The sequence below is a fragment of the Sphingomonas sp. Leaf28 genome (assembly GCF_001421685.1).
GTDB classification, from domain to species: Bacteria; Pseudomonadota; Alphaproteobacteria; order Sphingomonadales; family Sphingomonadaceae; genus Sphingomonas; species Sphingomonas aurantiaca.
The window spans coordinates 41,878-63,728 of sequence record NZ_LMKX01000012.1 but is presented as its reverse complement, the minus strand read 5'-3'; the positions used below and the strand labels follow the sequence as shown (position 1 = coordinate 63,728).

At 62.5% G+C, this 21,851-nt stretch carries 18 protein-coding genes; 6 read left to right on the top strand and 12 right to left on the bottom strand.

The window, feature by feature from the left end; all coding sequences use genetic code 11:
- Window positions 1–30: 30 nt before the first annotated feature.
- The 3 genes from ASE79_RS19360 (at window position 31) to ASE79_RS19350 (ending at window position 4,184) form a co-directional block, all read left to right on the top strand.
- A complete protein-coding gene (locus ASE79_RS19360; protein WP_056420727.1) occupies window positions 31–1,128 on the top strand; it encodes a glycosyltransferase family 4 protein in 1,098 nt (365 codons plus the stop codon).
- A gap of 62 nt (window positions 1,129–1,190) precedes the next feature.
- Window positions 1,191–2,207 carry a rhamnan synthesis F family protein gene (locus ASE79_RS19355; protein ID WP_056420724.1) on the top strand — a complete coding sequence of 339 codons (1,017 nt, stop codon included), beginning with the start codon at window positions 1,191–1,193 and terminating at the stop codon, window positions 2,205–2,207.
- Window positions 2,208–2,264: 57 nt separating this feature from the next.
- On the top strand, window positions 2,265–4,184 hold the full coding sequence (locus tag ASE79_RS19350) for a hypothetical protein (RefSeq protein ID WP_056420722.1): 1,920 nt from the start codon (window positions 2,265–2,267) through the stop codon (window positions 4,182–4,184).
- 31 nt (window positions 4,185–4,215) lie between these two features.
- Here ASE79_RS19350 and ASE79_RS19345 read toward each other — a convergent pair whose 3' ends face one another.
- Both ASE79_RS19345 and ASE79_RS19340 read right to left on the bottom strand, forming a co-directional pair.
- A complete protein-coding gene (locus ASE79_RS19345; RefSeq protein WP_268796178.1) occupies window positions 4,216–5,157 on the bottom strand; it encodes a glycosyltransferase family 2 protein in 942 nt (313 codons plus the stop codon).
- 7 nt (window positions 5,158–5,164) lie between these two features.
- Window positions 5,165–6,088 (bottom strand): hypothetical protein, encoded by a 924-nt coding sequence (locus ASE79_RS19340; protein ID WP_056420714.1) that lies wholly within the window; start codon window positions 6,086–6,088, stop codon window positions 5,165–5,167.
- Window positions 6,089–6,224: 136 nt separating this feature from the next.
- On the opposite strand from ASE79_RS19340, the gene ASE79_RS21340 reads away from it, so the two are divergent.
- Both ASE79_RS21340 and ASE79_RS19330 read left to right on the top strand, forming a co-directional pair.
- Window positions 6,225–7,487, top strand: coding sequence for a hypothetical protein (locus ASE79_RS21340; RefSeq protein ID WP_056420711.1), 1,263 nt, complete (start codon window positions 6,225–6,227; stop codon window positions 7,485–7,487).
- On the top strand, window positions 7,484–8,515 hold the full coding sequence (locus tag ASE79_RS19330) for a rhamnan synthesis F family protein (RefSeq protein ID WP_056420705.1): 1,032 nt from the start codon (window positions 7,484–7,486) through the stop codon (window positions 8,513–8,515). Before ASE79_RS21340 ends, ASE79_RS19330 begins: the two co-directional genes overlap by 4 nt.
- Before the next feature lie 7 nt (window positions 8,516–8,522).
- Here ASE79_RS19330 and ASE79_RS19325 read toward each other — a convergent pair whose 3' ends face one another.
- The 6 genes from ASE79_RS19325 to ASE79_RS19300 all read right to left on the bottom strand — a co-directional run bounded on the left by ASE79_RS19325 (window position 8,523) and on the right by ASE79_RS19300 (window position 16,236).
- Complete coding sequence (locus tag ASE79_RS19325; protein ID WP_056420702.1) at window positions 8,523–9,332, bottom strand: glycosyltransferase family 2 protein; 810 nt, start codon at window positions 9,330–9,332, stop codon at window positions 8,523–8,525.
- Window positions 9,329–10,603: a hypothetical protein gene (locus ASE79_RS19320; RefSeq protein ID WP_156359780.1), complete on the bottom strand. Its 1,275-nt coding sequence runs from the start codon at window positions 10,601–10,603 to the stop codon at window positions 9,329–9,331. Before ASE79_RS19320 ends, ASE79_RS19325 begins: the two co-directional genes overlap by 4 nt.
- The gene (locus ASE79_RS19315; RefSeq protein ID WP_156359779.1) at window positions 10,603–11,895 is read right to left on the bottom strand and encodes a hypothetical protein; all 1,293 of its coding nucleotides are present in this window, start codon (window positions 11,893–11,895) and stop codon (window positions 10,603–10,605) included. The genes ASE79_RS19320 and ASE79_RS19315 overlap by 1 nt, the downstream gene beginning before the upstream one ends.
- Window positions 11,896–11,910: 15 nt before the next feature.
- On the bottom strand, window positions 11,911–14,097 hold the full coding sequence (locus tag ASE79_RS19310; RefSeq protein ID WP_056420692.1) for a GumC family protein: 2,187 nt from the start codon (window positions 14,095–14,097) through the stop codon (window positions 11,911–11,913).
- A gap of 26 nt (window positions 14,098–14,123) precedes the next feature.
- Window positions 14,124–14,831, bottom strand: a complete 708-nt coding sequence (locus ASE79_RS19305) for a polysaccharide biosynthesis/export family protein (protein ID WP_082445467.1) — start codon at window positions 14,829–14,831, stop codon at window positions 14,124–14,126.
- Window positions 14,832–14,904: 73 nt separating this feature from the next.
- Window positions 14,905–16,236, bottom strand: a complete 1,332-nt coding sequence (locus ASE79_RS19300) for an O-antigen ligase family protein (protein ID WP_056420688.1) — start codon at window positions 16,234–16,236, stop codon at window positions 14,905–14,907.
- Between the two features lie 1,361 nt (window positions 16,237–17,597).
- On the opposite strand from ASE79_RS19300, the gene ASE79_RS19295 reads away from it, so the two are divergent.
- The gene (locus ASE79_RS19295; RefSeq protein ID WP_235517081.1) at window positions 17,598–18,818 is read left to right on the top strand and encodes a sugar transferase; all 1,221 of its coding nucleotides are present in this window, start codon (window positions 17,598–17,600) and stop codon (window positions 18,816–18,818) included.
- Here ASE79_RS19295 and ASE79_RS20580 read toward each other — a convergent pair whose 3' ends face one another.
- The 4 genes from ASE79_RS20580 to ASE79_RS19275 all read right to left on the bottom strand — a co-directional run bounded on the left by ASE79_RS20580 (window position 18,819) and on the right by ASE79_RS19275 (window position 21,793).
- On the bottom strand, window positions 18,819–19,229 hold the full coding sequence (locus ASE79_RS20580) for a DnaJ domain-containing protein (protein ID WP_082445465.1): 411 nt from the start codon (window positions 19,227–19,229) through the stop codon (window positions 18,819–18,821). It abuts the gene before it with no gap.
- Complete coding sequence (locus ASE79_RS20575; protein ID WP_162237074.1) at window positions 19,226–19,984, bottom strand: M48 family metalloprotease; 759 nt, start codon at window positions 19,982–19,984, stop codon at window positions 19,226–19,228. The genes ASE79_RS20580 and ASE79_RS20575 overlap by 4 nt, the downstream gene beginning before the upstream one ends.
- 338 nt (window positions 19,985–20,322) lie before the next feature.
- Complete coding sequence (locus tag ASE79_RS19280) at window positions 20,323–20,556, bottom strand: hypothetical protein (protein WP_156359778.1); 234 nt, start codon at window positions 20,554–20,556, stop codon at window positions 20,323–20,325.
- 241 nt (window positions 20,557–20,797) lie between these two features.
- Window positions 20,798–21,793, bottom strand: coding sequence for an NAD-dependent epimerase/dehydratase family protein (locus ASE79_RS19275; RefSeq protein ID WP_056420673.1), 996 nt, complete (start codon window positions 21,791–21,793; stop codon window positions 20,798–20,800).
- Between the last annotated feature and the right edge of the window lie 58 nt (window positions 21,794–21,851).

The window sequence follows — 21,851 nt, the reverse complement described above, 5'->3', positions numbered from 1 at the left end:
GGCGCCCGCTAGCATGTCCGGCGCGAACCGGTGAGGTTCGTCGTCAATATGTCCAGCGTGGCGGCGCATCCGACCGGGCTGGGGAGCTATGCGACCCGAATCTGCGACCATATCGTGCGCCATTACGCCTGCAGCGTGCTCGCGCCGCCGCATCTCGCGCTGCCCGACGGCGTGGAGCGGATCGCGGTTCCCGGCGCGGTCGCGATCGGGAAGAAGGCGCGATCGCGGTTTGCGCATCTGCTCAACCTCGCCCGGCGCCAGGCCTTTTATCTGAAGGGGCCGTTCGGGAAGGACGACTTCGTCTATAGTCCGACGCATCACGGCTTCTTCAACACGAAGAACCAGATCGTCACGATCCACGATCTGATCGGGCTTCACTATCCGGAGAATTTCCCGCGCCAGACCCGGTTCTTCCGGTCGGTGATGCCGCGCCTCATCGCGCGGTCGCGCGCGGTGTTCGTGGTCTCGGAGTTCACCAGGCGCGAGGTGCTCCAGTTCTTTGACGTCGACGCGGGCAAGGTCTTCGTCGTGCCCAACACCTTCGATTGCCGGGGCGTGCAGGTCGCGCGCGCGGAGGACAAGCGCGACTTCCTCCTCGTGGTCGGCTGTCACCTGCCGCACAAGAATATCGAGGCGATCCTCGACGTCGCGGCCTTGTGGTCGGACCGGTACGTGCTCAAGATCGTCGGCGCGACCGGCTATTACGGCGACCGGATCCGGGCGCGGGTCCGTGACCTGCGGCTCGACGACAAGGTCGAGTTTCTCCCGTTCGTCGCCGAGGCGGATCTCGACCTGCTCTACCGCCAGGCCGCGGCGCTGCTGTATCCCTCGACGATCGAGGGGTTCGGCCTGCCGCCGCTCGAGGCGCTGGCGCGCGGGACGCTGCCGATCGTGTCCGATATCCCGGTCCACCGCGAAGTGCTGGGCGAGGCCGCGGTCTTCGTGACGCTGGGCGATGATGCCGCCTGGGCTTCGGCCTTCGCGGCGATCGGGACGCAGGGTGCGGCGCTCGCGGGCTCGGCTGCTCGGCAAGACGTGCTCGATCGCTACAGCGCCGAGACGGTCGGTCGGCAGTTCGATGCGGCGCTGCTGAGCGCGGTGCCCGACTTGCGGTGTCTCCGGCGCTGACCTATCCGGTCCGGCCACGCGGCAGGGCGGACGTCCGGCGGGAAGAGTAAGGAGCGCGCGACATGACGACGGCCGCATCGGATCTGCGGTACGCACGGCGGGTCTGCTTCTTTGCGCATTATGATCGGTTCGGCGAGGTCGCCGATCATGTGCTTCTCTATCTCGATGCGCTTGCCGAGGCGGGGTTCTCGGTCGTCGTCCTGTCGAGCGCGACGCTCGACGAGGCGGCGCAGGCGCGGTTGCGCGGGCATTGTCACACGCTGGTGATGCGCGCGAACGAAGGGCTCGATTTCGGGGGCTGGGGCGAGGCGATGCGCCGGTTCCTGCCGCTCGAGGCCGAGTTCCTGCTGCTCGCCAACGACAGCGTCTATGCGCCGGTCACCTCGCTTGCGGACTTTATCGACCGGCTGACCGCGGTACCCGCTGACGTCTATGGCGCGATCGAGAGCCGCGAGCATGCGCCGCATCTCCAGAGCTGGTTCCTGCTGTTGCGGCCCGCCGTCTACACATCGGCGACGTTCCGCGATTTCATGGCCGCGCCGGTCGATCCCGCGCTCGACAAGGACGCCATCATACTTGCGCGAGAAGTCGGTCTGACCCGCACCCTAGACACCGCCCCCTTCACGCGGCATGCGGCGTACGACCTTGGCTCTGCGGGGCCGATCGTCCGGAATCGGCCGATCAATCCCACCCATCTGATCTGGCGATACCTGATCGAGCAGCAGAAGATGCCGTTCATCAAGGTCGATCTCTTGCGCTTCGATCCGGTGCGGGTCGGATCGGCCGCGCGCTGGCGTGCGATCGTCGAACCGCGCAATCCGGTGCTGGCAGAGGCCATCGCCCGCGATCTTCGTCGGTTCCCTCCCGCACGGGCGGGCAGCCTTCGGGAGCGGCTCGTCTGGTCGGTCGATCGCTACCCGACCTACTGGCCCGAGATGCAGGACTTTGTCGTGCGCGACCATCGCTTGACGGGCCGGCCGATCGCAGCTGCGGTCAACAAGGCCGGCTATTTGCTGATCGAGACTGCCGGCAAGGTCGTGCGCAAATCGGTGCGCCGCCTGCGTCGGCGAACGTCATAGCGATCAGGCGCCGGATCGGACGAAGAGTGCCTTTACCTCGAACGATGGACTTTCAGTGTGGATGATATCGCAGCGACGCGCAGGAACCTGATTTTCACCATGGTGGCGGGGTCGGTGCTGAGTTCCTCTGCCGTGCGGGGACAGGATGGCGCCAAGGTCGCGCAGGGACCTGCCGGGCAGTTTGTCGCGCTGTCGGGCAGGATCGCCACGCCCGCTGCCTTCGGGGCGAAGGGTGATATGACGACCGACGATACCGCCGCGCTGCAGGCGTGTCTCGACACGGGGCTGCCCGTGATCATCCCCGAAGGGCGGTTCCGGATCACGCGCGCGCTGCAAGTGAAGCCTGGCCAGATCGTCGCCGGGCTGGCGCGGGTCGGATCGGGCACCGGTGCCGCGATCGTCAACACCGTGGCTGGTGGAGGCTGTCTGTGGTATACGCAGGATACGGCGACGGGGCAGCAGCCGATGCCAATGATCGCCAACCTGTTCCTCTCTGCCGATTTCCCGATCCGCTTCAACGATCCCGAGCGCGGCCAGATCGGCGATGGGCCGCGATCGAATATTCCTTACGGCATGGTGCCGTTGGTACGCGGTTGCAGGATCGTCGCGCGCGATCGCGGCACCGGCACCGGGATCGCGTGGACGAAGATGTTCGATGGCGTGATCGAGGAGTGCCAGATCGAGGGGTTCTCGACCAACATCCTGCTCCAGGGCTGCGACCTCAATGCGGTCCGCCACAACCGGTCGGTCCTGGCGAGCCGCTATCACGTTCTGGATCTGTCGGTATCCTCGTTCGGGTCGCAGAATATCATCGAACATAATGATCTGCTTCAGGCGGGCAGCGACGCGTGCATCTTCGTCAAATCCTCAGGCCGCCACGCGCGCATTCGCGACAATTATCTCGAGCATGGCTTTACCGGCGCCTCCGATGCCTCGGTCCGCAGCTTTACCGGATTTATCGATGCCTCCTCGGTCGACGCGCCGCATCTGGGAGTCAACGGGGGGGGCGAGCGGTTTACCACGATCGTCGCGAACAACCGGATCGACGGCGTCAAATACGCGCGTGATTTTGTCTATCGCTACGAGCCCGCCGGGCAGACCTGGGGCGAGATCGTCGATCCCGGTACGACCGGCGAGCCGGTGTCCGCGGGCGCGGCCTATCTGAAGCTGGTCGATCAAACCGGCCGCAACATCGATGCGGTGCCGTTTCTCTTCAACGAGATCAACACCTGCGCCTTTGCCTTCCGCTCCCCTGGCTTCGGCCGCTGGAACGGCTATGCCACGAATACCGATCCGGCATCGACGATCGACGGGACCAATTGCAGCATGTTCGGCCCCGTCCTGTTCGGCGACCAGGCTCATCGCTTCGTCATGGCGCGCGGGAACCGGATTGTGGTGCTGAACGGCCTGCCATCGCGGGCGTCCTTCTCGTTCGCATCAAACGACGAGCGGTTCGTATCCGGCCATCGCTATCGCTATGTCCTGACCGCTCGCACGGTCGCGGGGCAGGAGACGCTGACGATCGGAGCGCTCGGTGCAGGGGGCGGTGCCCCACAATCCTTCCCGCTATCGCCCCGTTTCGCGCGCCTGAGCTGGGAGACGACCGTGCCCGCTGCGTCGCCGGACCGGCAGGGCTTCTACCTCGAGCGCAGCAACAACGGCCAGGCGATCGAGATCGAGCAGATCGAGATTGTGAAATGCTTCGCCGATGAACTGCCGCGGATCGAGGGGGCGAGCGCGACGCTAGCGCTGACAGGGACCGAGGGAGAGATCGTCGTCGAGGCGGAAGACGGCCAGGGTCGTCGTGCGATGGCGGTTTATCGGCTGGTCCAGGGGCATCTCCAGCCACTGTTCGCGCGATCGGACGACGAGGCGGCCCTGAGCATTCGCGCGAACTGGCGCAGCCCCCATATCGGCGTCGCGATCGTCGGCAGCGCAACGCGAAAGGCGATTCACATCGGTCGAACCTCGGCCTGACGTCGAGCCCGACCCCAAGCCCGATACGGCGTCAGGGTCGGGTCTTCAGCGCCGAAGCGATGGTCGTCAGCCGCAACCGCGTCGTCGCCCAGCGCTCGCGTCTGGCCACGTACCGCAGCAACGCCTTGGCCGTCAGCAAGGGGAGTTGCGCAAGCGTCGCGGGCATGCCGAGATGCTTGTGCAAAAACCGGATCTGGTTGCCCTGATACATGCGCACGGAGAAATCCGAAGTCTCACCCTGCGTCAGGGTGCTGACCTTGTGGCGGATCGTCGGCGCGCGCAGCACGGTGATGGGGATGCCGGCCGCCTTGCAGCGCAGGCAGAAATCGGCGTCCTCCCAATAGACGAAGAATTGTTCGTCGAGCAGGCCGATGCGCTCAAACACCGCGACCGGCACGAGCAGCGCACATCCCGGCGCGAAATCGGCGGGCCAGCTCGGCGCATCGCCCGGCGGGATATGCTCGCTGGCGTGCGGCTGGAACGCACCACGCCACCAGGTGAAGCGGCCGCCCGCGAACCAGGCGCGGTCGGGCGCGTCGTCGTACAGCACGACGGGCGCGAGGATGTCGCCCGGCATGGTCCGCGCCGCATCGGCGAGGCGGGCCATGAAGTCCGGGCCGAACACGGTATCGTTGTTGAGCAGCAGCACCGCATCGAACCCGGCATCCTGTGCAAGCAGGATGCCTTGGTTGGTCGCTGCGGCGAACCCGACATTCGTGTCGTTGGCGACGACCATCGCTGAGGTGTCGCCCCACGCATGCACCATCGCCACGCTGGCGTCAGACGAGGCATTGTCGATCGCGATCAACTGCCAGTTCTCGTCCGTCTGTGCCGACAGCGACGCAAGGAAGTCGGGGAGCACGGGCACGCTGTTGTACAGGACCGTGACGATCGCGATGCGAGGGGGCGTACGCGTGGCCGGGGAAGGGGCCGGAGACGAAGCTGGCGAAGAGGCCGGGGGAGGGAAGCGCATGGGGTACCTATTCGACGGGTGGGTGACCGAGTGCGGCCAGCGTTGCATGGATATGTTCGGCGTCCTGGACGCCGCTATATTTTCCGAAAAACGAGCGTTTGACGAACGGGTAGCCTGCTTCGATCAGCGCGAACGGCTCCTTCAGCACTAGGTCGAGACCATAGCCCGTGTCGTACCACCACCAGGCACCCACCGTCATGCTGCGGCTCGCAACCCGGGCAAAACGGGTTTCCTGCCCGAAGACAACGTCCTGGAACCGGTCCAGCCGCCAGCGCAGCGGAAAGATCGTCCCAAGCGATCGCATCATCGCCGGCGTCACGGCACGCAGCTGGAAGGCGTAGCTCTGGATATGGTTCTCGAACAGCGAGGCGGCCGTGAACCCGCTCAGGTTCCACGGTGCTTCGGCCAGCAGTGGTTCGAAATCGCCGAATGGACCCATGACGGAATCGTTCATCACGAACACGTCGGCGCCCGGTGAGGCCTGTGCGATCGCGTGCAGGCCGATCGCATAACCCGAAAAATCATAGCCCGGCAGCGCCTTCCACCACAGCGCATCCACCATGTCGTGCAGTGCCTCGGGGACGAGCGACAGGGTCGGCGCGGCAACCACCACGAGCAGTCCGGCATCCCGCTCGCGCAGTCTTGCCAGCGTAAAGCGATGGGCAGGGGTCAGCTGGCCGTCGGGTGCCCATAGGAAATAGACCGACCAGCGTGGACGCGGTGTAACCGGTTTGAGTTCGCGTCGATCGGGCGCCGGGCGCAGGCTGCGAACGATCGCGCGCAACCGACCGGCATAGGCCCGTGGCCAGGGACGCGATCGGGCGAACGTCCATGGCGACACGGTACCCGGAACGGCGCGGACGGGCAGAGTGGAAGGTGACGGCATCGCGACGCTCTGGACCAGCGCCTGCGCATTCGCAAATGCTGCCATGCCGCATCGGGCTGAGGCGGGTGGAACCGGTATGGTCTTTAGACGGGTGGAACCCGCATTGGCTTGAGGCGCGCGGATCGGCCGATTAGGACGATCGTGTGCCGGCGAACCTTCGGCGATGACATTTAGGACTTTCATGGCCTTTCTTCGGCGCGCCTTTGCTGCGCTGCCCGTTCAGCTCCAGCGTCCGATCGTCCGGGTGATGAAGCGCCGTCGCCAGGATACGAGGCTGCAGTCGGTAGCGACGCTCACGCAGCAGGCGCTGGGGGACTTGCGGCCGTTGCGGACGATCCACGATCCCGCGCTGCCACCCCGGATCATGCTCGTGATCGACAGCATCGTTCCCGAACAGCTGATGGGCGGGGCGGGGACGGCGTTGTTGCTGGCGGTTGCGTTGGCGCAGGCGCGGGATTGCGGCATCTGCATCGTCACGCGCCAGCAGCGCCACGACCTGCCGGCCCTGCATGCGCTGCTCGATCTTCAGGGGTCGGCATTCGGTGGCCCCATCGAGGTTCGCCACTTCACCGGCGCTGCAGGTGATGCGCCCGTACCGCTGGGAGCCCGGGATCTGGTCCTCACCACGTCCTGGTGGAGCACTTGGGCGGCCCGCCACGCGGTGCCGCTCGAGCAGATCGTGTACCTGCTGCAGGAAGACGAGCGAATGTTCTACCCCGGGGGCGACCAGCAGCTGCTGTGTGCCGAGGTACTGGACGACACGCGGCTGCGCTATGTCGTCAATACGCAGCTCCTGCTGACGCATTTTTGCGAAAGCGCCACGGCCGGACCGACCGCGCACGGGATCGCGTTCGAGCCCGCATTCCCCGCGTCGATCTATTACCCGATCGCGCATGGTGGGCGGCGCAACCTGTTCTTCTATGCGCGGCCCAATCACCCCCGGAACCTGTTTCTACGCGGTATCGCAACGCTGGAGCGTGCCTTTGCCGAAGGCCTGTTCCCGGTCGAAGACTGGGACGTGCACTTCTTCGGGATCGATGTGCCGCGGATTGATATCGCCGGCCGCCCGATCCAGTATCACGACACCGTACCCTGGGCCGATTATGCACAACTGGTGCGGACCGCGGATCTTGGCCTGTCGCTGATGTATACGCCGCATCCGAGCTATCCCCCGCTCGATCTGGCCGCGAGCGGCGCCGTCGTCGTCACCAATCGGTTCGGGCCTAAGGGGCGCACCAACGACTATTGCGACAACATACTCTATGCCCCGCTGTCGATCGACGGACTGCTCGATGCACTCAGGGCAGGGGTCGAGCGGGTCGGCGACACCGAGACCCGGCGCGCCGCCTTCGATCGCGCGACGCTCGGTCGAGACTGGACCACGAGCTTCGCCCCGGTCGTGGCTGCGCTGGCCGACGTTGCACGGCCCGGCGCCTCCTCGTGAGCGACCAGCCATGGGCGCAGGTCGACCTTGAGCGCCTGCGTCGCGCACGCCGCCTCTGCCTGTTCGCGCATTATCATCAGGATGCGGTCGTTGCCGAGCATGTCCTGCGGTATCTTCAAGCACTCGGTGCGGCAGGCTTCACGGTTCTCGTCCTGTCGACGTCGCCACTGCCCGATGCGGAATGCGCCAAGCTGCGCGCGGTCGGCGCAGAGGTCGCCTTGCGCGAAAACCGCGGGATGGATTTCGGCGGATGGATCGAGGCCTGCCTCGAGCTGTTCCCGATCGAAGCAGAACTGCTGTTGCTCGCCAATGACAGCGTCTACGCGCCGCTCGGCGACCTGCCCGCCTTTGTCGAGACTCTGGTCGACACCGAGGCGGATTTCTACGGCGCGCTGGAATCGCTCGAGGTAGCACCGCATCTTCAGAGCTGGTTCGTGCTGCTGCGCCCTGCCGCCTACACCTCGGACGCGTTTGCCGCGCTCATGCGCACACCGATGCCCGAGATGGGCAGCAAGCTTGCGCTGGTACTGCGGTACGAGATCGGCCTGACGCGCAATCTGGCGGCTGCGGGGCTGCGCTATCACGCCGCCTTCACGCTTGCGGGACGCGCCGGAATCGCCGGCGCACTTCCTTACAATCCCGCGCATCTGCTCTGGCGCGCGCTGATCGAGGCCGGTGTACCGTTCCTCAAGACAGAGGCACTGCGGCTCAACCTGATGCGGATCGGCGACATCGGCCAATGGCGCGACGTGGTCGCCCGCCATGCACCCGACATGGTCGCGCCGATCGAAGCGGATATTGCGCGCCGCGGAATGGCGCGGCGCCCCGGTGTGCTGCTGATGAGCCGGTCGCGGCCGATCTACTGGCCCGAACTGCGTCCGCTGATCCTGGCGGATTATCGCGCCGGACGTACCCGATCGCGGCTGCTGCTGGCGCTCAGCCGCACCGTGATCGCTGCGATGTGGGCGCCGCGCTGGGGGATCGCCAAGGCCATCGGCGCAAGGATGAAATTGCAGCGCCGAGGCTGATGCGCCGTCAGAACGGCCGCATGCCGTGCTTTCGGACATAGCGGGCGAGGCTGCGCAGATGCTGTCGACCGCTCCGGGACAAGGGGCCGGACGCGCTGGCGCGTTGATGATCGTGGATCAGCACGGCATCGACCGCGGCGACGACGCGCCAGCCGGCATCGGCGACGCTCTGGCAGAGATCGACGTCCTCCATGTAGAGGAAGAAATCGGTATCCATGCCGCCGACCGCATCGAATGCCGCACGACGGATGACGAAACCGGTCCCCATCACCCAATCGGCTGCGAAACTGTCGCCCACCCAGCTGCGCGTCATCAGGTGGCGTGCATCGCGCCTGGCAAACGGCGCCAGACGTTTCAGTCGCGAACGACGGATCGCGATGTCGACCAAACTGTAGAAGCGTCGCGCCGAATATTGCCGGCTGGTATCAACGTTCCGCAGATCGAGACCGACGATCCCGATCGTCGGGTCGGCCCGGAGCAACGCGACAGCCTTGGCGAACGACCGATCCACGAACCGCGTGTCCGGGTTCAGGACGAGTATGAATTCGCTCTGCGTGTGCGCCACGCCAAGATTGACGCCCGCGCCGAAGCCCTGATTGTCCTGCGTGACGACCAGCGGGATGTCCGGCAGCTCGGCGCGCAGTCGCGTTGCCGAATCGTCGCCCGACCCATTCTCGACGACGACGATCTGGTCATCGGGAATGATGCCGTGGTCGCGTATCGAGCGGACGCAGCTAACGACCAATTCGGGTGTGCGGAAATTGACGATGACCGCATCGCACGCATGGGTAGCGTTCCGGGCTGATGACCGTGTCATGCGAACTGCTCGCGATCCTGCGCGACGGGGGCGCTCAGTCTTGTTCGATCCCGACGAAATTCCAGGAACAGATACGCGACGACAAGCATGAAGACGGTACCGGAAAAATATCCCACGCCTCTGACGAACATCTCGACCGCGAAACCGACGATGAAGCTGTAAGGGGCTATCATGCTCAAATTCGGTGCGGCCTTGCCGAGCGCCGCCTTACGCAGGCGAAGAGCAAGCCTGCTGGCAAGGACTGCAAAATAGAGCGTCATCCCGATGCCGAAAACGCCAAATTCGCTGACGATCTTGGATACGCCAAAGCCACCATCATACACGTTGAGTGAATCACCCCTCGTGATCGCATAAATGACGTTCGAGGCTAGGCTTTTCATGGGAATTACGCTGAGTTGCTGAAAGCCCATGCCCCAACCCGATGTCAGGTCGAAGCTATCGATCATGAATTCATAACCCTGGATATAAACAAGCGCGGAGAGATTGGTCGTGTCAGCGGACAGATCGAGGCGAGAGAGATAATAGGTCAGATCCATACTGAGGGCCGCACCGGCTATAACGATCATCAAGATGACGATCTGCCACAGCGGAGCGGTAATCAGCGCGACCAGGGCGAAGCCGATCAATACCGTCAAATTTTGCAGCAGCAGCGCGATCAGTAGTCCGACGACAAGCCATACCGACCGGCGCCAGCCGCGCGCGCGAACGCATCCGTCTAGAAGCAGCGGTGTGAAGACCAGCGCGAAATGGGAATGCTCGGTGAACGGAAAGATCGCCTTTTCCGGAACGCTGAGATCTAACCGACGGGGTTCAAGATGCAGGATCGACAGGATCGCGACCAGGACCATGCCGATCCTGAGCCAGTGCAGCGCGCGCTGGAGCACCGTGTCGGGGAGCTCGACCAGCCACTGCGCCACGAAATGCGCGGCTAGGATCACGCCTAGCAGCAGGACCAGCGATGAGGCGAACCGCCCCGTGCTGGCCGGGATCATGTAGCGCGCAACGAAGAAATGGCCGAAGATCGCCGCAACTAGGATCACCATCGCAAATACCCTGATCCGAAACCGAACGACGGGCGCAAGGAACAGGCTGGCAACTGCCGCCATGAGCGCGGTGCCGACGGCCTGCGATGATGTGAGAAACAGATAGGATGCCGCGGACGGTGTGGCCAGGATGATGCCGAGAAGAAGCGCCGCGAATAGCGGCGTCCGGATGAAGCGCTGGTACCCTGTCGACGTGCCGACCGAGCTCTCGATCGTGATCGCGTTCATCATCGACCGATGCGCTGAACGACGATCCGATCAATCCAGGGATCGCTGTCGACCGGGTCGAACGAGGGCGTGTTGCGTATCGCGATCCATTGCGCGGGGCAGTTGGCCGGTACGGTGAACATTCCCTGCATTGCAGCGGGCTTAGCGCCGGCAGCGGCAAACGGCGCCGACATCACCGCACGATTGTCCGAAACGCAGCTGATGGTGAGCAGCGGGCGGGTTTCGCGTTCCTGACGCACATTGGCCGTATCGGCCGACAGGCGATATTGCCCGGGCACGAGCAGAAGCAGCTGGCGCGCGACATCATTGGCTTCGGTCCCGGCGATCGTCAGCACATTGCCGTGCGGCCAGCCGGTGCGCGTCTCGATGATCCCCGAATAGGTGGGTTCGCTAGCGATGATCCAGTCGAACGGCTGAAGCGTGTTCGCCCGCTCGAAGCTGGCGTTGCGAACCGTCTCGTCCGCCCCGCCGACTGACCGCCGGTACAGCGTGCGCGCTTCGCCATAGGCGCCCAGCGCCACCAGGCGGTTGAGCGTCATCGAGACGAAGGGGGCCTGTCCAGGGTCGCGCCCGTCGAACGCCATGACGTTTGCGATATGCGCCAACGTTGCGGGATTTTCCCCCTGTCCCATCAGCCGCTGATAGAATTCGGGCAGCCACCGCGGCTGGGTCTTGAGAAGCTTGGCAAGCTCGGTGGCGACGTTGGGCTCGGCAGAGGCCGCGATGAGGATGTTGCCCAGCATCGCCCGGCTCTTCACCGAAACGCTCATGGCGACATCATAGTGATGCAAGGCGGCGCGAATATCGCCACGCGTCACATTGGATTCGATCCAGTAGAGTTCCGTCGGCAAGTCGCGTCGCGAAAGGCGCGCGGCGTAGGTGAAGGCGCGGCCCGCCGTCGCATTGTCCCGTGCCGATAGCGCGGCCACGCCGATCGCGCGGGCCGCACTGGCCTGCACCGGAGACCGGTCCAGCGCCTGCTGCGCCAGCGTGCGGGCCTTGGCGATCGTGGCAGGATCGGCCGCCGTGCCGGCACCCGTGGCGGTCGCGGCACTGCCCGCCGTATCCGTCGCCGTGTCGGTTGCTAGCGCGGTGCTCTGCACGATCTTAGCCTGTGCGCTCCACGGCGCCCATCGCAACGCGACCACGGGATCGCGCCGCGCGAAGACGCCCTCGAACGACACGGCGACCGACAGCCAGAGCAGCACGATCAGGACCAGACCCACCGCCACCTTGTACGCGATGCCTTGCCTGTGAGCGATGCCGGGGAAACGGCGGGACGTGGAAGTCATCGCGCGGACCAATCGTTAAGCAGGCTTCTTGGCGGTATCGCCGTACCCGTAGCCATAGCCATATTCATAGCCCGAGCCGAACAGGCCGCGCTTGGTATCGAACTTCGTCAGCACCGTGCCGAAGATACGCGCATTGGCATTCTGCAACCGGCCGAGCGCAACCTTGGCCATCGACACATGCGTCCCGCTGGCCTCGATGACGAACACCACGCCTTCCACCGCACTGGCGATCAGGGGGGCGTCCGCGAGACCCATGACGGGCGGAATGTCGAACACGACATGGTCGTAGCGTGCCAGCAATTCACCGATCAGCGTGCGGAAGCGATCGCCCGACAGCAATTCCGGTGCGCTGGGCGGCTGCGGCCCGGCGGTCATGATGGCCATAGGCTCGTCCGCGGCGCGGACGATCAGATTGTCGAGATCGTCCTCGCCGGTCAGGTAGTTGCTGAAGCCGCGGTCGTTGCTCAGGTTCAGAAGGTGGTGGACCGAGGGTGAACGCATGTCGGCGTCGACGAGCAATACGCGCCGCTTGGTGCGACCCAGCGACTGCGCGATCGCAAACGCGGTCGTCGACTTGCCTTCCGCGGCTCGCGAACTGGTGACCGCGAGCGAGGCAGGGAAGCCGCGATGCGTCGAGAAGCCGAGATTGGTCTGAACCGACAGATAGGCTTCGCTGATCGCAGTCTTGCGATCCCCCAGCAGGGTGACAGGATCGCCTGCGAGTTTTGGGGTCGTGCCCAGCAGAGGAACGCCGAGCGCGCCCTCTACCTGACCCGGATCGGTGATGCCCTGATCGATCTGCTCGAGCAGGAAGGCTGCCAGGGCGCTCAGGCCGATGCCCAGCACCAGCGCGATCGCCATGTTCAGCAGCAGCTTGGGGCTGGACGGCCGGGTCGGAAGTTCGGCGGTATCGACGACCGAGATATTGTTGACCCCGACGCCGCCAGCGACGCCGATCTCCTTGTAGCGCTGAAGCAGTGCATCATAGAGCTGGCGGTTGGTATCGACCTCGCGCTGCAGGATGTTGTACTGGATGCTGCGCCGACGGAAGTCGAGCACGCCCGACTTCAGCGTCTTCATACGCTGTTGGAACTCGGTTTCCCGGCGTTCGGCCGATGCGAAGGATTCCTGCAGCGTCCGCTGGACGCGACTGACCTCCTGCGCGATCGAACGATCGACCTGCGCCATCTGCTGACGCAGCGCCCGCGCGGGCGGATAGCCGGGTTCGAACTGCGCCATCATCTTGGCATAGTCGGAAGCCTGTTCGGCCCGGCGCTGACGCAGCGAATTGATTGTTGAGTTGCCCAGCGCCTCATCGACCGCACCGCCATTGTTGAGACGGCTTTGCGCACGAACACGATCGGCCACGGCACGCCCGAGTTCGCCATTGGTGTTGGCAAGATCCTCGGCAACGATCGAGCGCTCGCCCCCGGTCGTGCTGGCAGGCAGGTTCACGATGCCCTGGCGGGACGCGTAATCAACCAGCTGGCGCTCGCTGTCGTTGATCCGCGACCGCAGCTGGACCAGGCGCTGCTCGAGGAAGTTACGCGCATAGGACGTGGCATCGTAGCGGCGCGCCAGCGTCATGCGGATGAAGTCGGTGCTCCAGGTGTCAATGACACGCTTGGTGAGGGCCGGATCGGTCCCGGTGAATTCGATCGTTACCAGACGCGAGAATCGCTCCGGTTCGACCTTGAAGCGGGCAAGAAGATAGGCGGCCGCTGCGCTGGTGCGGTTCCGACGGTCCTGCGCGGAGATCGCGGTGGTCGGCGTCGCCGCATCATCGTCCTCGACGATACCGGCCGCCTTGAGGAAGTCGGTGTTGCTGTACAGCGCCAGATCGTTCGCGACCCGCTCGGCGAGCGACTTCGAGCTCAGCAGGCCGTATTGCGTCTGATAGAATTCCTGATCGGCGATATTGTCGCTGCTGGTCGCGCCTTCGACCTTCACGAAGCTGCCGGTCTCGCGCTGGATCTCGAGTACCGCGGACGCGGTGTACTTGCGCGTTGCGAGCAGCGAAAACAGCAGCCCGACCACCAGCAGCGCCGAGATGATGACCGCGATCAACGTGCGCCGACGTCGGATGACCGACAGTATCTCGGCTAGAGCCGACGGCGCCGATCGTTCCTGAAGATGTGGCGTCATTGTTCGCGGCGCGGTTGCGTCCGCGGCCCCGACGCCCTGCTCGATCATCCTGTTCATGCGATGTATCCGTAATTCTCGAGCGGTCAGTTCAGGATGGCGATCAGCGGACCGCTCAACAGCGCAGCGCTGCTGATGAGGGTCTGAATCAGGCGGCGGTTGGCGTCGTCGCCTACGAAGATGATATCGTTCGTGAAGACCTCGGGATCCGCATACTGGCCGCGCCGGACGGCGCGCAGGTCATAGACCCCGGCCATCTGACGATCGCCGACCTTGCGGAACACGACCACGTAGTTGGTATTGGCATAGTCGGTCACGCCCTGCGCCGAGGCGATCGCCTTCTGCAGCGTCATCTTGCCGAGGACCGGATACAGACCCGGAGTCTTTACCTGTCCATCGACGGTGATGATCTGGTTGGTCGTATCGGCATTCACGGTCACCTGCGGGTTGCGAACGAAGCGCCCCGTCAGGCCGGCGGTGATGAGACGCGACAGTTCGGCCGGCGATTTGCCCGCTGCATCTATCGTACCAAGCAAAGGCAGCGAGATCTGGCCGTTGGCGTCCACCTGGAGCGTGCGGGTCAGCTCGGGGACGTTGTAGACCTCGATCACCACCTTGTCGCGCGGACCGATCAGATAGGGCCTGCGCTCCAGAATCTGGTCGGCATCGGTTGGCGCCGGAAGATCGGAGAACTCCATGACCGTGAGATCGGAGCGCCCGATCATCTTGTCGGGGGATGCACATCCCCCGGAAAGGAGCAGAAGGAACGCCGCTACTCCAAGCCGAATATTCATACGTATCAAATCCCCACCGTGCAGGGCGCACGAGGCTGCCGGGTGCCTAGCGATATGCTGCACATTTTGCAATTCACCCTTCGCCTTCAAGCAGTTTGGGCGAACTGCGATAGCCGTTTTCGAGCCACATGCAGGCCAGAGTGAAGACCGCCGTGATCAGCGGCGTGCGAACGGGATAATCGGTGATACTCGCCAGGATCAGGCCGAGGATCACCACCGCCGACATCCGCGCGTAGATCGCCGGCAGACCGCGTTCATTGCTGCGAACCAGGACGATGCACCGATGCATGAACCAGCCGGCGAACACCAGCATCACCGCGATAGTGAACAGTCCGCCTGACATCGCCAGTTCCAGCAGGTCGTTATGCGCGCGGTTGAAATAGGTAGGGGTCAGCAGCGCATCGGGCTCATAGGCCCGGAAGACGGGTTCGAACGCGCCATAGCCAAGGCCGACCGGGAAGAAGTCCTTGAGCATCTGGATCATCACCGGGGCGGCCAATATGCGCTTTTCGGCGCGCAGTTCGTTGGTGTCGAGCAGGCGGCTGATCGAGGTGGCCTGATCACTGGACACCATGTAGCCGATCACCGCCACGACCAGCAGGACGACCGCAAGCGCGGCATAGGTCACGATCTGCGACCGCGTATTCCCGAGCCGACGCTTCAAGCTGACCCGGAGGATCCACGGCAGCAGCAAAAGAACGCCGAACGCCATGATGAGGCCCGAGCGCGACCCGGTCAGGATGATGACGGGCATGAACAGCAAGAGGCCACCAACAACCAACGCCACGCGGATCGGCAAGGCCACCTTGCCGCTGCCGCGCAATCCCCAGACGCTCAGCGGCGCCAACGCCAGCGCAAGGAAGACCGCCTGATGGTTACGGTTGGCGAACAGCCCGACGGGCAGGCCCTGCGATGTCGGGCGATAGAGATAGGCAGGGCTGTTCCCGCCGCCGAGGATCTGGACAAGGCCCAGCATGGCGCTGATTGCAGCAATCGCGACCAGCCATGGCAAGAGGCTTAGTCGCTGCGCAGGGTTCAGCCGCACATAGCCCAGAATGACGACCAGCGCCGGCAACAGTGCGATGAGCGCATTGAGCGTGAGATCGGGATAGAGCGAAATCGGGCGCCATCCTGCCGCCGGTCCGGCAAGATCGAACGACGGTGCGAATAGGCCATGCCCCGGCAGCGCGAGCCATATCTGTGGCGGCAGCGGGATGAGCTGGACAGCGATGGCGGCGGCGAAAAGCGCGAGGAATATCCCCGGCGCGCGCGCGATCGCCCGATCGGCACCGCCCGCGATCAGCAGGACGCCGCCGAGCAGCGCCACAACGACCGGACGCAACAGAAGCAGCGCGCCGGCATCGGGGCGCGAGGAACCGCCCAGCAACGCCGTCGCGGCGATCAATGCTGCGACCAAATAGAAGTGTGCGGAACTGCGCCAAGTTCCAGTTCTGATCCCCAGCATGTATACTCGTCTTTCACATCGCTCGAAGGGGGCGGCTCTAGCGACATTATCGCAAGTTCGGAAGCCGTGGTGGATTCCAAGCCGCTCAATTCATCTCGCGGGCTCTGGGGCGGGGTAATCCGGGGTGACGACAGTCGCCGCTACGAGTTCTGCGATCGAACACCGTGTCGCGGGGGTGTTGCGGTGAAGGAAGGACTAGGCATCAATGCCCGTGGCGCTTGATTCCGCGTCTGCGCAGACGGTCGCGGTGACGCTTGAGCTGCATGCGGATGATGACGGGAACTGAGATGACCACAATGATGGCGATGATTGTATACGCAATTGTTTCTCGCGTTATCTCAATCATCGGAAAGCCATCGCATAAATCGGATCTCGTTTTATCATGGTTCCAGCTAATAACGAATATGGATCAAATTTACAGCCGTTTAGCCATGGTGACACGTCAGCAGCGAGTTGGTCGACAAAACGAATGACACGGCCACCACTTCTAAGCCCGCATAGTCGGGTGAAGTATGGGGGGTGGGAGGCGTAGACCGCCAGCAAGGTTGCCGAGCGCTGCGCTATTGGTTGATGGGCGAGCGGTGGAAAAACGATGGGTGATTAATCTGGATGGACGGTGTGAGATCAGGCGATATTAACCGGGATTATCATACCAAGGTTTTATTCGTTATAGGCCATATAAATAGTATTAATTATTTGAGGTAGGGAAGTGTATTTATTAAGACTAGACACATAATTATCTGAAATGTAATTTAGTTTATTATATATTTTAACGTATTAACTTATAAGATGGCTGGATGGCCGTCATACCGTTGCAAGGGACCATAGCTCTCATACGTTGCCTAGTTGGTCGTAATAGTGGGGGGGGGCTCGTCAACAGTGAAAGTTCGGGATCGACACCATTGCGTTCGTGGTTCAGCGTCAAAGTACGGCAGGATTTAATACCTTTATTGCGCAGCGCACTTCGGATGGGAGGCGCTAGGTGTATCAGTTGGCGCAAATTAAAGCCTGAGCATCCAATCGCCTATTTGATCCAGATGCGTGTTTGGCCAGCTTGCGCTCGCAAAACTGTATTTTAGCTTCAAAATTCTGGTGTTTGTAAGCTTCTGCGTCTTGCCGAAAGCCACCATGGGCCATACGGGGGCATGGCCTTGCCGGGCAGGTTGGCTCTACTACAGCCCAAAAAATATAGCGTTTGAGTCTCTGACTCCGGTATGAGGTGTGTGTTGCTGATAATTGGCGATCATGGGCGATCAACGCGCGCGAGTCATACGGACGTTCGCTTGCTAAAACCGCTATTGATGGTCGGATTGGCGGCCTATCTCGTCCCACTTGTTGCGCCATTGATAACGTTCGGAACGTTGTCTCTGGATCTTCCAAGCACAGTCAATACACAGCTTACGTCGCTGATTGCAGCAGTCGTCGCTTTGCTTGTTTTCCGTCGGGTAACAGTTTACCCAGGCGCACGTGCGTTCGCCTTTATCCTGCCCGCCTTCTCAACAACGTTCGGCGCCGCTGCGGCCGTGTTGCTGTTTTCGCGATCAAGCTACAGCGGTTCGATGCTGTTGGCGGGTTATCTCGCTTCGGTCGGTGTTGCCTTTGTGTTGGGCTACTTCAACCAGCGTGCCGAACCGAAACGCATGTACTACGTCCCTGTCGGCAAGACCGGCATCGTTGGCGATACGCCCGACGTCGACTGGATCAGGCTTGATGAGCCGATTGTCCCGAACGATCCAAACGCATCGATCGTCGTCGATTTGCGCTCCGATCATTCGCCCGAATGGGAGCGGATGCTGGCGCAGGCAGCGCTGTCCGGGATACCCGTCTACCATACCAAACAGCTGCGGGAGTCACTGACGGGGCGTGTCCAGATCGAACACCTCTCGGAGAACAGCTTCGGGTCGTTGCTGCCGGGGCTCGGCTATCGGGGGATCAAGCGGACGATCGATATCGTTGCGAGTATCGTTTTGTTGCCGATCCTGGTGCTGCCGCTGATCGTCGTCGCGCTGATGGTGCGTGCGAGTTCGCCTGGACCTATCTTGTTCCGTCAGCGTCGGATGGGATATCGCGGCATACCGTTTGACATGATCAAGTTCCGGACAATGGTACAGCAGGTGGTGACGACCGGTGACGATGCTGCGCGCCATTCGGCGATTACGCGCGATGCCGATGATCGTATTACTAAGATCGGCCGGTTCCTGCGGCGGTCGCGGATCGACGAGCTTCCGCAGATCGTCAACATTCTCCGTGGTGAGATGAGCTGGATCGGTCCGCGACCGGAAGCCGTATCGCTATCGACTTGGTACGAGAATGAACTGCCCTTCTATGCCTATCGCCATATCGTACGGCCTGGGATTACTGGATGGGCGCAGGTCAACCAAGGTCATGTGGCAGGGCTCGACGAAGTGCACGTCAAGCTCCACTATGACTTCTATTATATCAAGTTCTTCTCGTCATGGCTTGATCTGCTGATCGCGATCCGCACCATCGGGATCATGGTCACCGGTTTCGGCGCAAAATAGTCAGCCAACCAAGGTGAGTATGCGTGCCAGAATGGTCGCGCTTACCGTCGCGACCAGTAGCGATGGCCAGCGGATACCCCGAAGGCGGGAGCGTGAATCGGGCTGGGGGCGGGGCTGTGGATGAGGATGACGCCCATCATAGCGGCGAAGGCGGTGTTGCACGCTGCGCTGGCGTGCAAAGTGAAGTCTTTCACTTTCCTTAAGTGCCAGATCGTGCGCTGCACGCGCGCTGTCATCAGAAAGGCAGCGATAAGCCTGCTGCACCTCCTGCAAACGCCCCGGAAGCTCGCTCGCGTTGCGGGCGTGATCGGGATGGTGATGCTTGGCTAGCCGTACGAAAGCCGCGCGAATATCGGTGGATGATGCAGTACGGGTCACGCCGAGAACCTGATAGAAATCGCGTAGGCTCATCGCGGGATCCGTGCATTTGCTAGAACGCGCATCGCAGCGATGCGTTTGCCCGCAGAGTCGTGCGCAGCAAACAGGTCGATACCCAGATCGCCCCCACCGAGGCGCTTAAGTATGGCGGCTCCCCTGACAGGATTGAAGCCAGCATCAATCATCAGATCGCCACCGAGCGCGTCTGCCTCGCGCTCCGTCTTTCGCACAATCTGGCCGCTTCGTCCCAACGTATGTTCGAGACCATGTTTCACGTCGCCACCCCGCATGATAGTCGCATGATGCAGGATGTTGTGTGCCATCTCGTGCGTAATGATGAACGCTAGCTCGTCATCATTCTGAAGTCGTGACAGCAGGCCGGTCGTCAGGAAAACATGGCGTCCGTCGGCATAGGCATTGCGCTGGTTTGAGCGTGCAAGGTGGGCATGCGATGGGCAAGCGGGCAAGGGAGTCACGTCGGTAACCGTAACCCCATCCTTGCGCAGCAGCGTGATTGGAAAGCGGCGTGTGCCAGTCTTCTCCAACAAATCTTGGACAGCATCGGTTCGGGCATGAGCGTGTGCCGCATCAAAGGATGCGGACAGAGCGGTTTCGGGAGGCAGGGCGTGGCCATCAACTGCCACCAGTATGTCGCCTGGGCGAATCCCAGCTGCCGCTGCTGGACTATCTGGAACCACGACTATCACGCCCGGCCCATGGTCAAGTGACTGGCTCGCGATCATGCCGGGACGATCAACGAGTTCAAATTGTGAAAGATGTTGAAGCACAAGGCCAAGATTTGGCGTTAAGTCCGCGCATCGCATTCGGCCGGCAACCGCAAGGCGGAAGGCAATCTGCTCGACCCGGCCATCCTCTTCTCGGCCTGATAATGTCGAAGCTCGTATTAAGCTCGGCGTCACCTCGACGGGTGTCCTGCGGCTAGTTGAGCTCTGTATTTCAGTATGACAGTATGCTGGTCCGCCCACAGTTGATGCAAGAAGGCCTAGAATTCCAAGTCGAAGATTGATCGAGAACATGGGCGATCGATCGATTAAATTTTATGGACAAGAAAAAGGCCCGGAATGGCGAGCCACCCGAGCCTTTTTCTAAAACAAAACCAATCAGCTCACGGGCTGTTGGGCGAGTCATCGGAATCAGCTGCAACGTAGACGCCAAGGCCGATTGCAACAACAGCAAACGCAGCGATGATGAAGCCACCACCAGCAAGGGCGTTATCGCCATCGACCGATTCGGTTGCTGGCTGGGTCAGCGGCGTGGCAACAGGTGCCGCAGCTGCGATGGTCGGCGTTACGACGAGCGAAAGCGCCGCCACTGCCGTATAAAGAGACTTCAATTTCACGCCTTCATCCCCTTTTAGGAATCGGAGAACCTAATATCGTGAACCCCATAAACCGGAGTAGCTTACATTGTCACGTAAAATCGCTGCGAAACTTTTGGTTGTAGGAACTTCCAGATCGCAGAAAGCGGAACTCTGCATCTGTCGGCAGGTTCCGCTTTTCGGCTGTGTGGAGCAAACTGACTTATCATCAAATCACTGTGCCGAAAGGTTCGCGATACAGCGCGCGGCCTGACCCATGATATCAGAGGCCGTGATACTCGCGATACCATTGTACGAAACGTGGCACACCTTCAGCAATGGTAGTGCGGGGTTCGTAGCCCAGGTCACGCTGGATCGCGCTGATATCGGCAAAGGTGTCACGCACGTCGCCTGGCTGCATCGGCAACAGCCGACGTTCGGCCGGACGGCCACACTCCCGCTCGATCAGCGAGATCATCTCGCCGAGATCTTCCGAGCGGCTGTTGCCGATATTGTAGATGCGGTGCGGGCTGACGCTGCCGCCTGCCTTTAGCGTACCATCGTCCGCAGGCGGATTGTCGAGGCAGGCGATGATACCGGCGACGATGTCGTCGATATAGGTGAAATCGCGGCGCATGTTGCCCTCGCCGAACACGTCGATCGGCCGCCCGTCAAAGATCGCCTTGGTGAACAGCCACATCGCCATGTCGGGGCGGCCCCAGGGGCCATAGACGGTAAAGAAGCGCAGTCCGGTCAGCGGAACGCGGTAGAGATGCGCATAGGTCTCGCTCATCAGCTCGTCCGCCTTTTTGGTGGCGGCATAGAGCGACAGCGGCTGGTCGACACGGTCCTCGACGCGGAACGGCAGCGTGTCGTTGCCGCCATAGACTGACGACGACGAGGCATAGACCATATGCTCGACCTGTCGGTGCCGGGCGACTTCGATCATGTTGAGATGGCCGGCCAGGTTCGCCTGGAGATACGCGCGGGGGTTCTCGATCGAGTAGCGGACTCCGGCCTGCGCGCCGAGATGGACGATCCGGTCGAACGCTTCGCTGTCGAGCGCGGCATTGAGCGCGACATGGTCGGAAAAATCGACCTGCTTGAACGCGAAGCCGGCACCCAAAGTGGCGAGCTCGGCCAGCCGCGCATGCTTCAGCGTGACGTCGTAATAGTCGTTGAGACTGTCGATGCCGAGCACCGTATCGCCGCGCGCCAGCAGGTGACGGCTGACGTTGAAGCCGATGAACCCGGCCGCGCCGGTAACGAGAACGCGCATGCGATCACTCCTGGAAAATTTGGCTGGCTCTAAGGGGCAGGTCGTCAAACGGCAACGC

Excerpts from the sequence above, each read along its gene's own strand:
- ASE79_RS19310 (WP_056420692.1), bottom strand. The coding sequence starts at position 14,097 with ATGAACAGGATGATCGAGCAGGGCGTCGGGGCCGCGGACGCAACCGCG.
- ASE79_RS19275 (WP_056420673.1), bottom strand. The coding sequence starts at position 21,793 with ATGCGCGTTCTCGTTACCGGCGCGGCCGGGTTCATCGGCTTCAACGTC.
- ASE79_RS20580 (WP_082445465.1), bottom strand. The coding sequence starts at position 19,229 with ATGAGCCTACGCGATTTCTATCAGGTTCTCGGCGTGACCCGTACTGCA.
- ASE79_RS19325 (WP_056420702.1), bottom strand. The coding sequence starts at position 9,332 with ATGACACGGTCATCAGCCCGGAACGCTACCCATGCGTGCGATGCGGTC.
- ASE79_RS19305 (WP_082445467.1), bottom strand. The coding sequence starts at position 14,831 with ATGAATATTCGGCTTGGAGTAGCGGCGTTCCTTCTGCTCCTTTCCGGG.
- ASE79_RS19340 (WP_056420714.1), bottom strand. The coding sequence starts at position 6,088 with ATGGCAGCATTTGCGAATGCGCAGGCGCTGGTCCAGAGCGTCGCGATG.
- ASE79_RS19355 (WP_056420724.1), top strand. The coding sequence starts at position 1,191 with ATGACGACGGCCGCATCGGATCTGCGGTACGCACGGCGGGTCTGCTTC.
- ASE79_RS19345 (WP_268796178.1), bottom strand. The coding sequence starts at position 5,157 with ATGCGCTTCCCTCCCCCGGCCTCTTCGCCAGCTTCGTCTCCGGCCCCT.
- ASE79_RS19315 (WP_156359779.1), bottom strand. The coding sequence starts at position 11,895 with ATGACTTCCACGTCCCGCCGTTTCCCCGGCATCGCTCACAGGCAAGGC.
- ASE79_RS19295 (WP_235517081.1), top strand. The coding sequence starts at position 17,598 with ATGGTCGGATTGGCGGCCTATCTCGTCCCACTTGTTGCGCCATTGATA.
- ASE79_RS19320 (WP_156359780.1), bottom strand. The coding sequence starts at position 10,603 with ATGAACGCGATCACGATCGAGAGCTCGGTCGGCACGTCGACAGGGTAC.
- ASE79_RS21340 (WP_056420711.1), top strand. The coding sequence starts at position 6,225 with ATGGCCTTTCTTCGGCGCGCCTTTGCTGCGCTGCCCGTTCAGCTCCAG.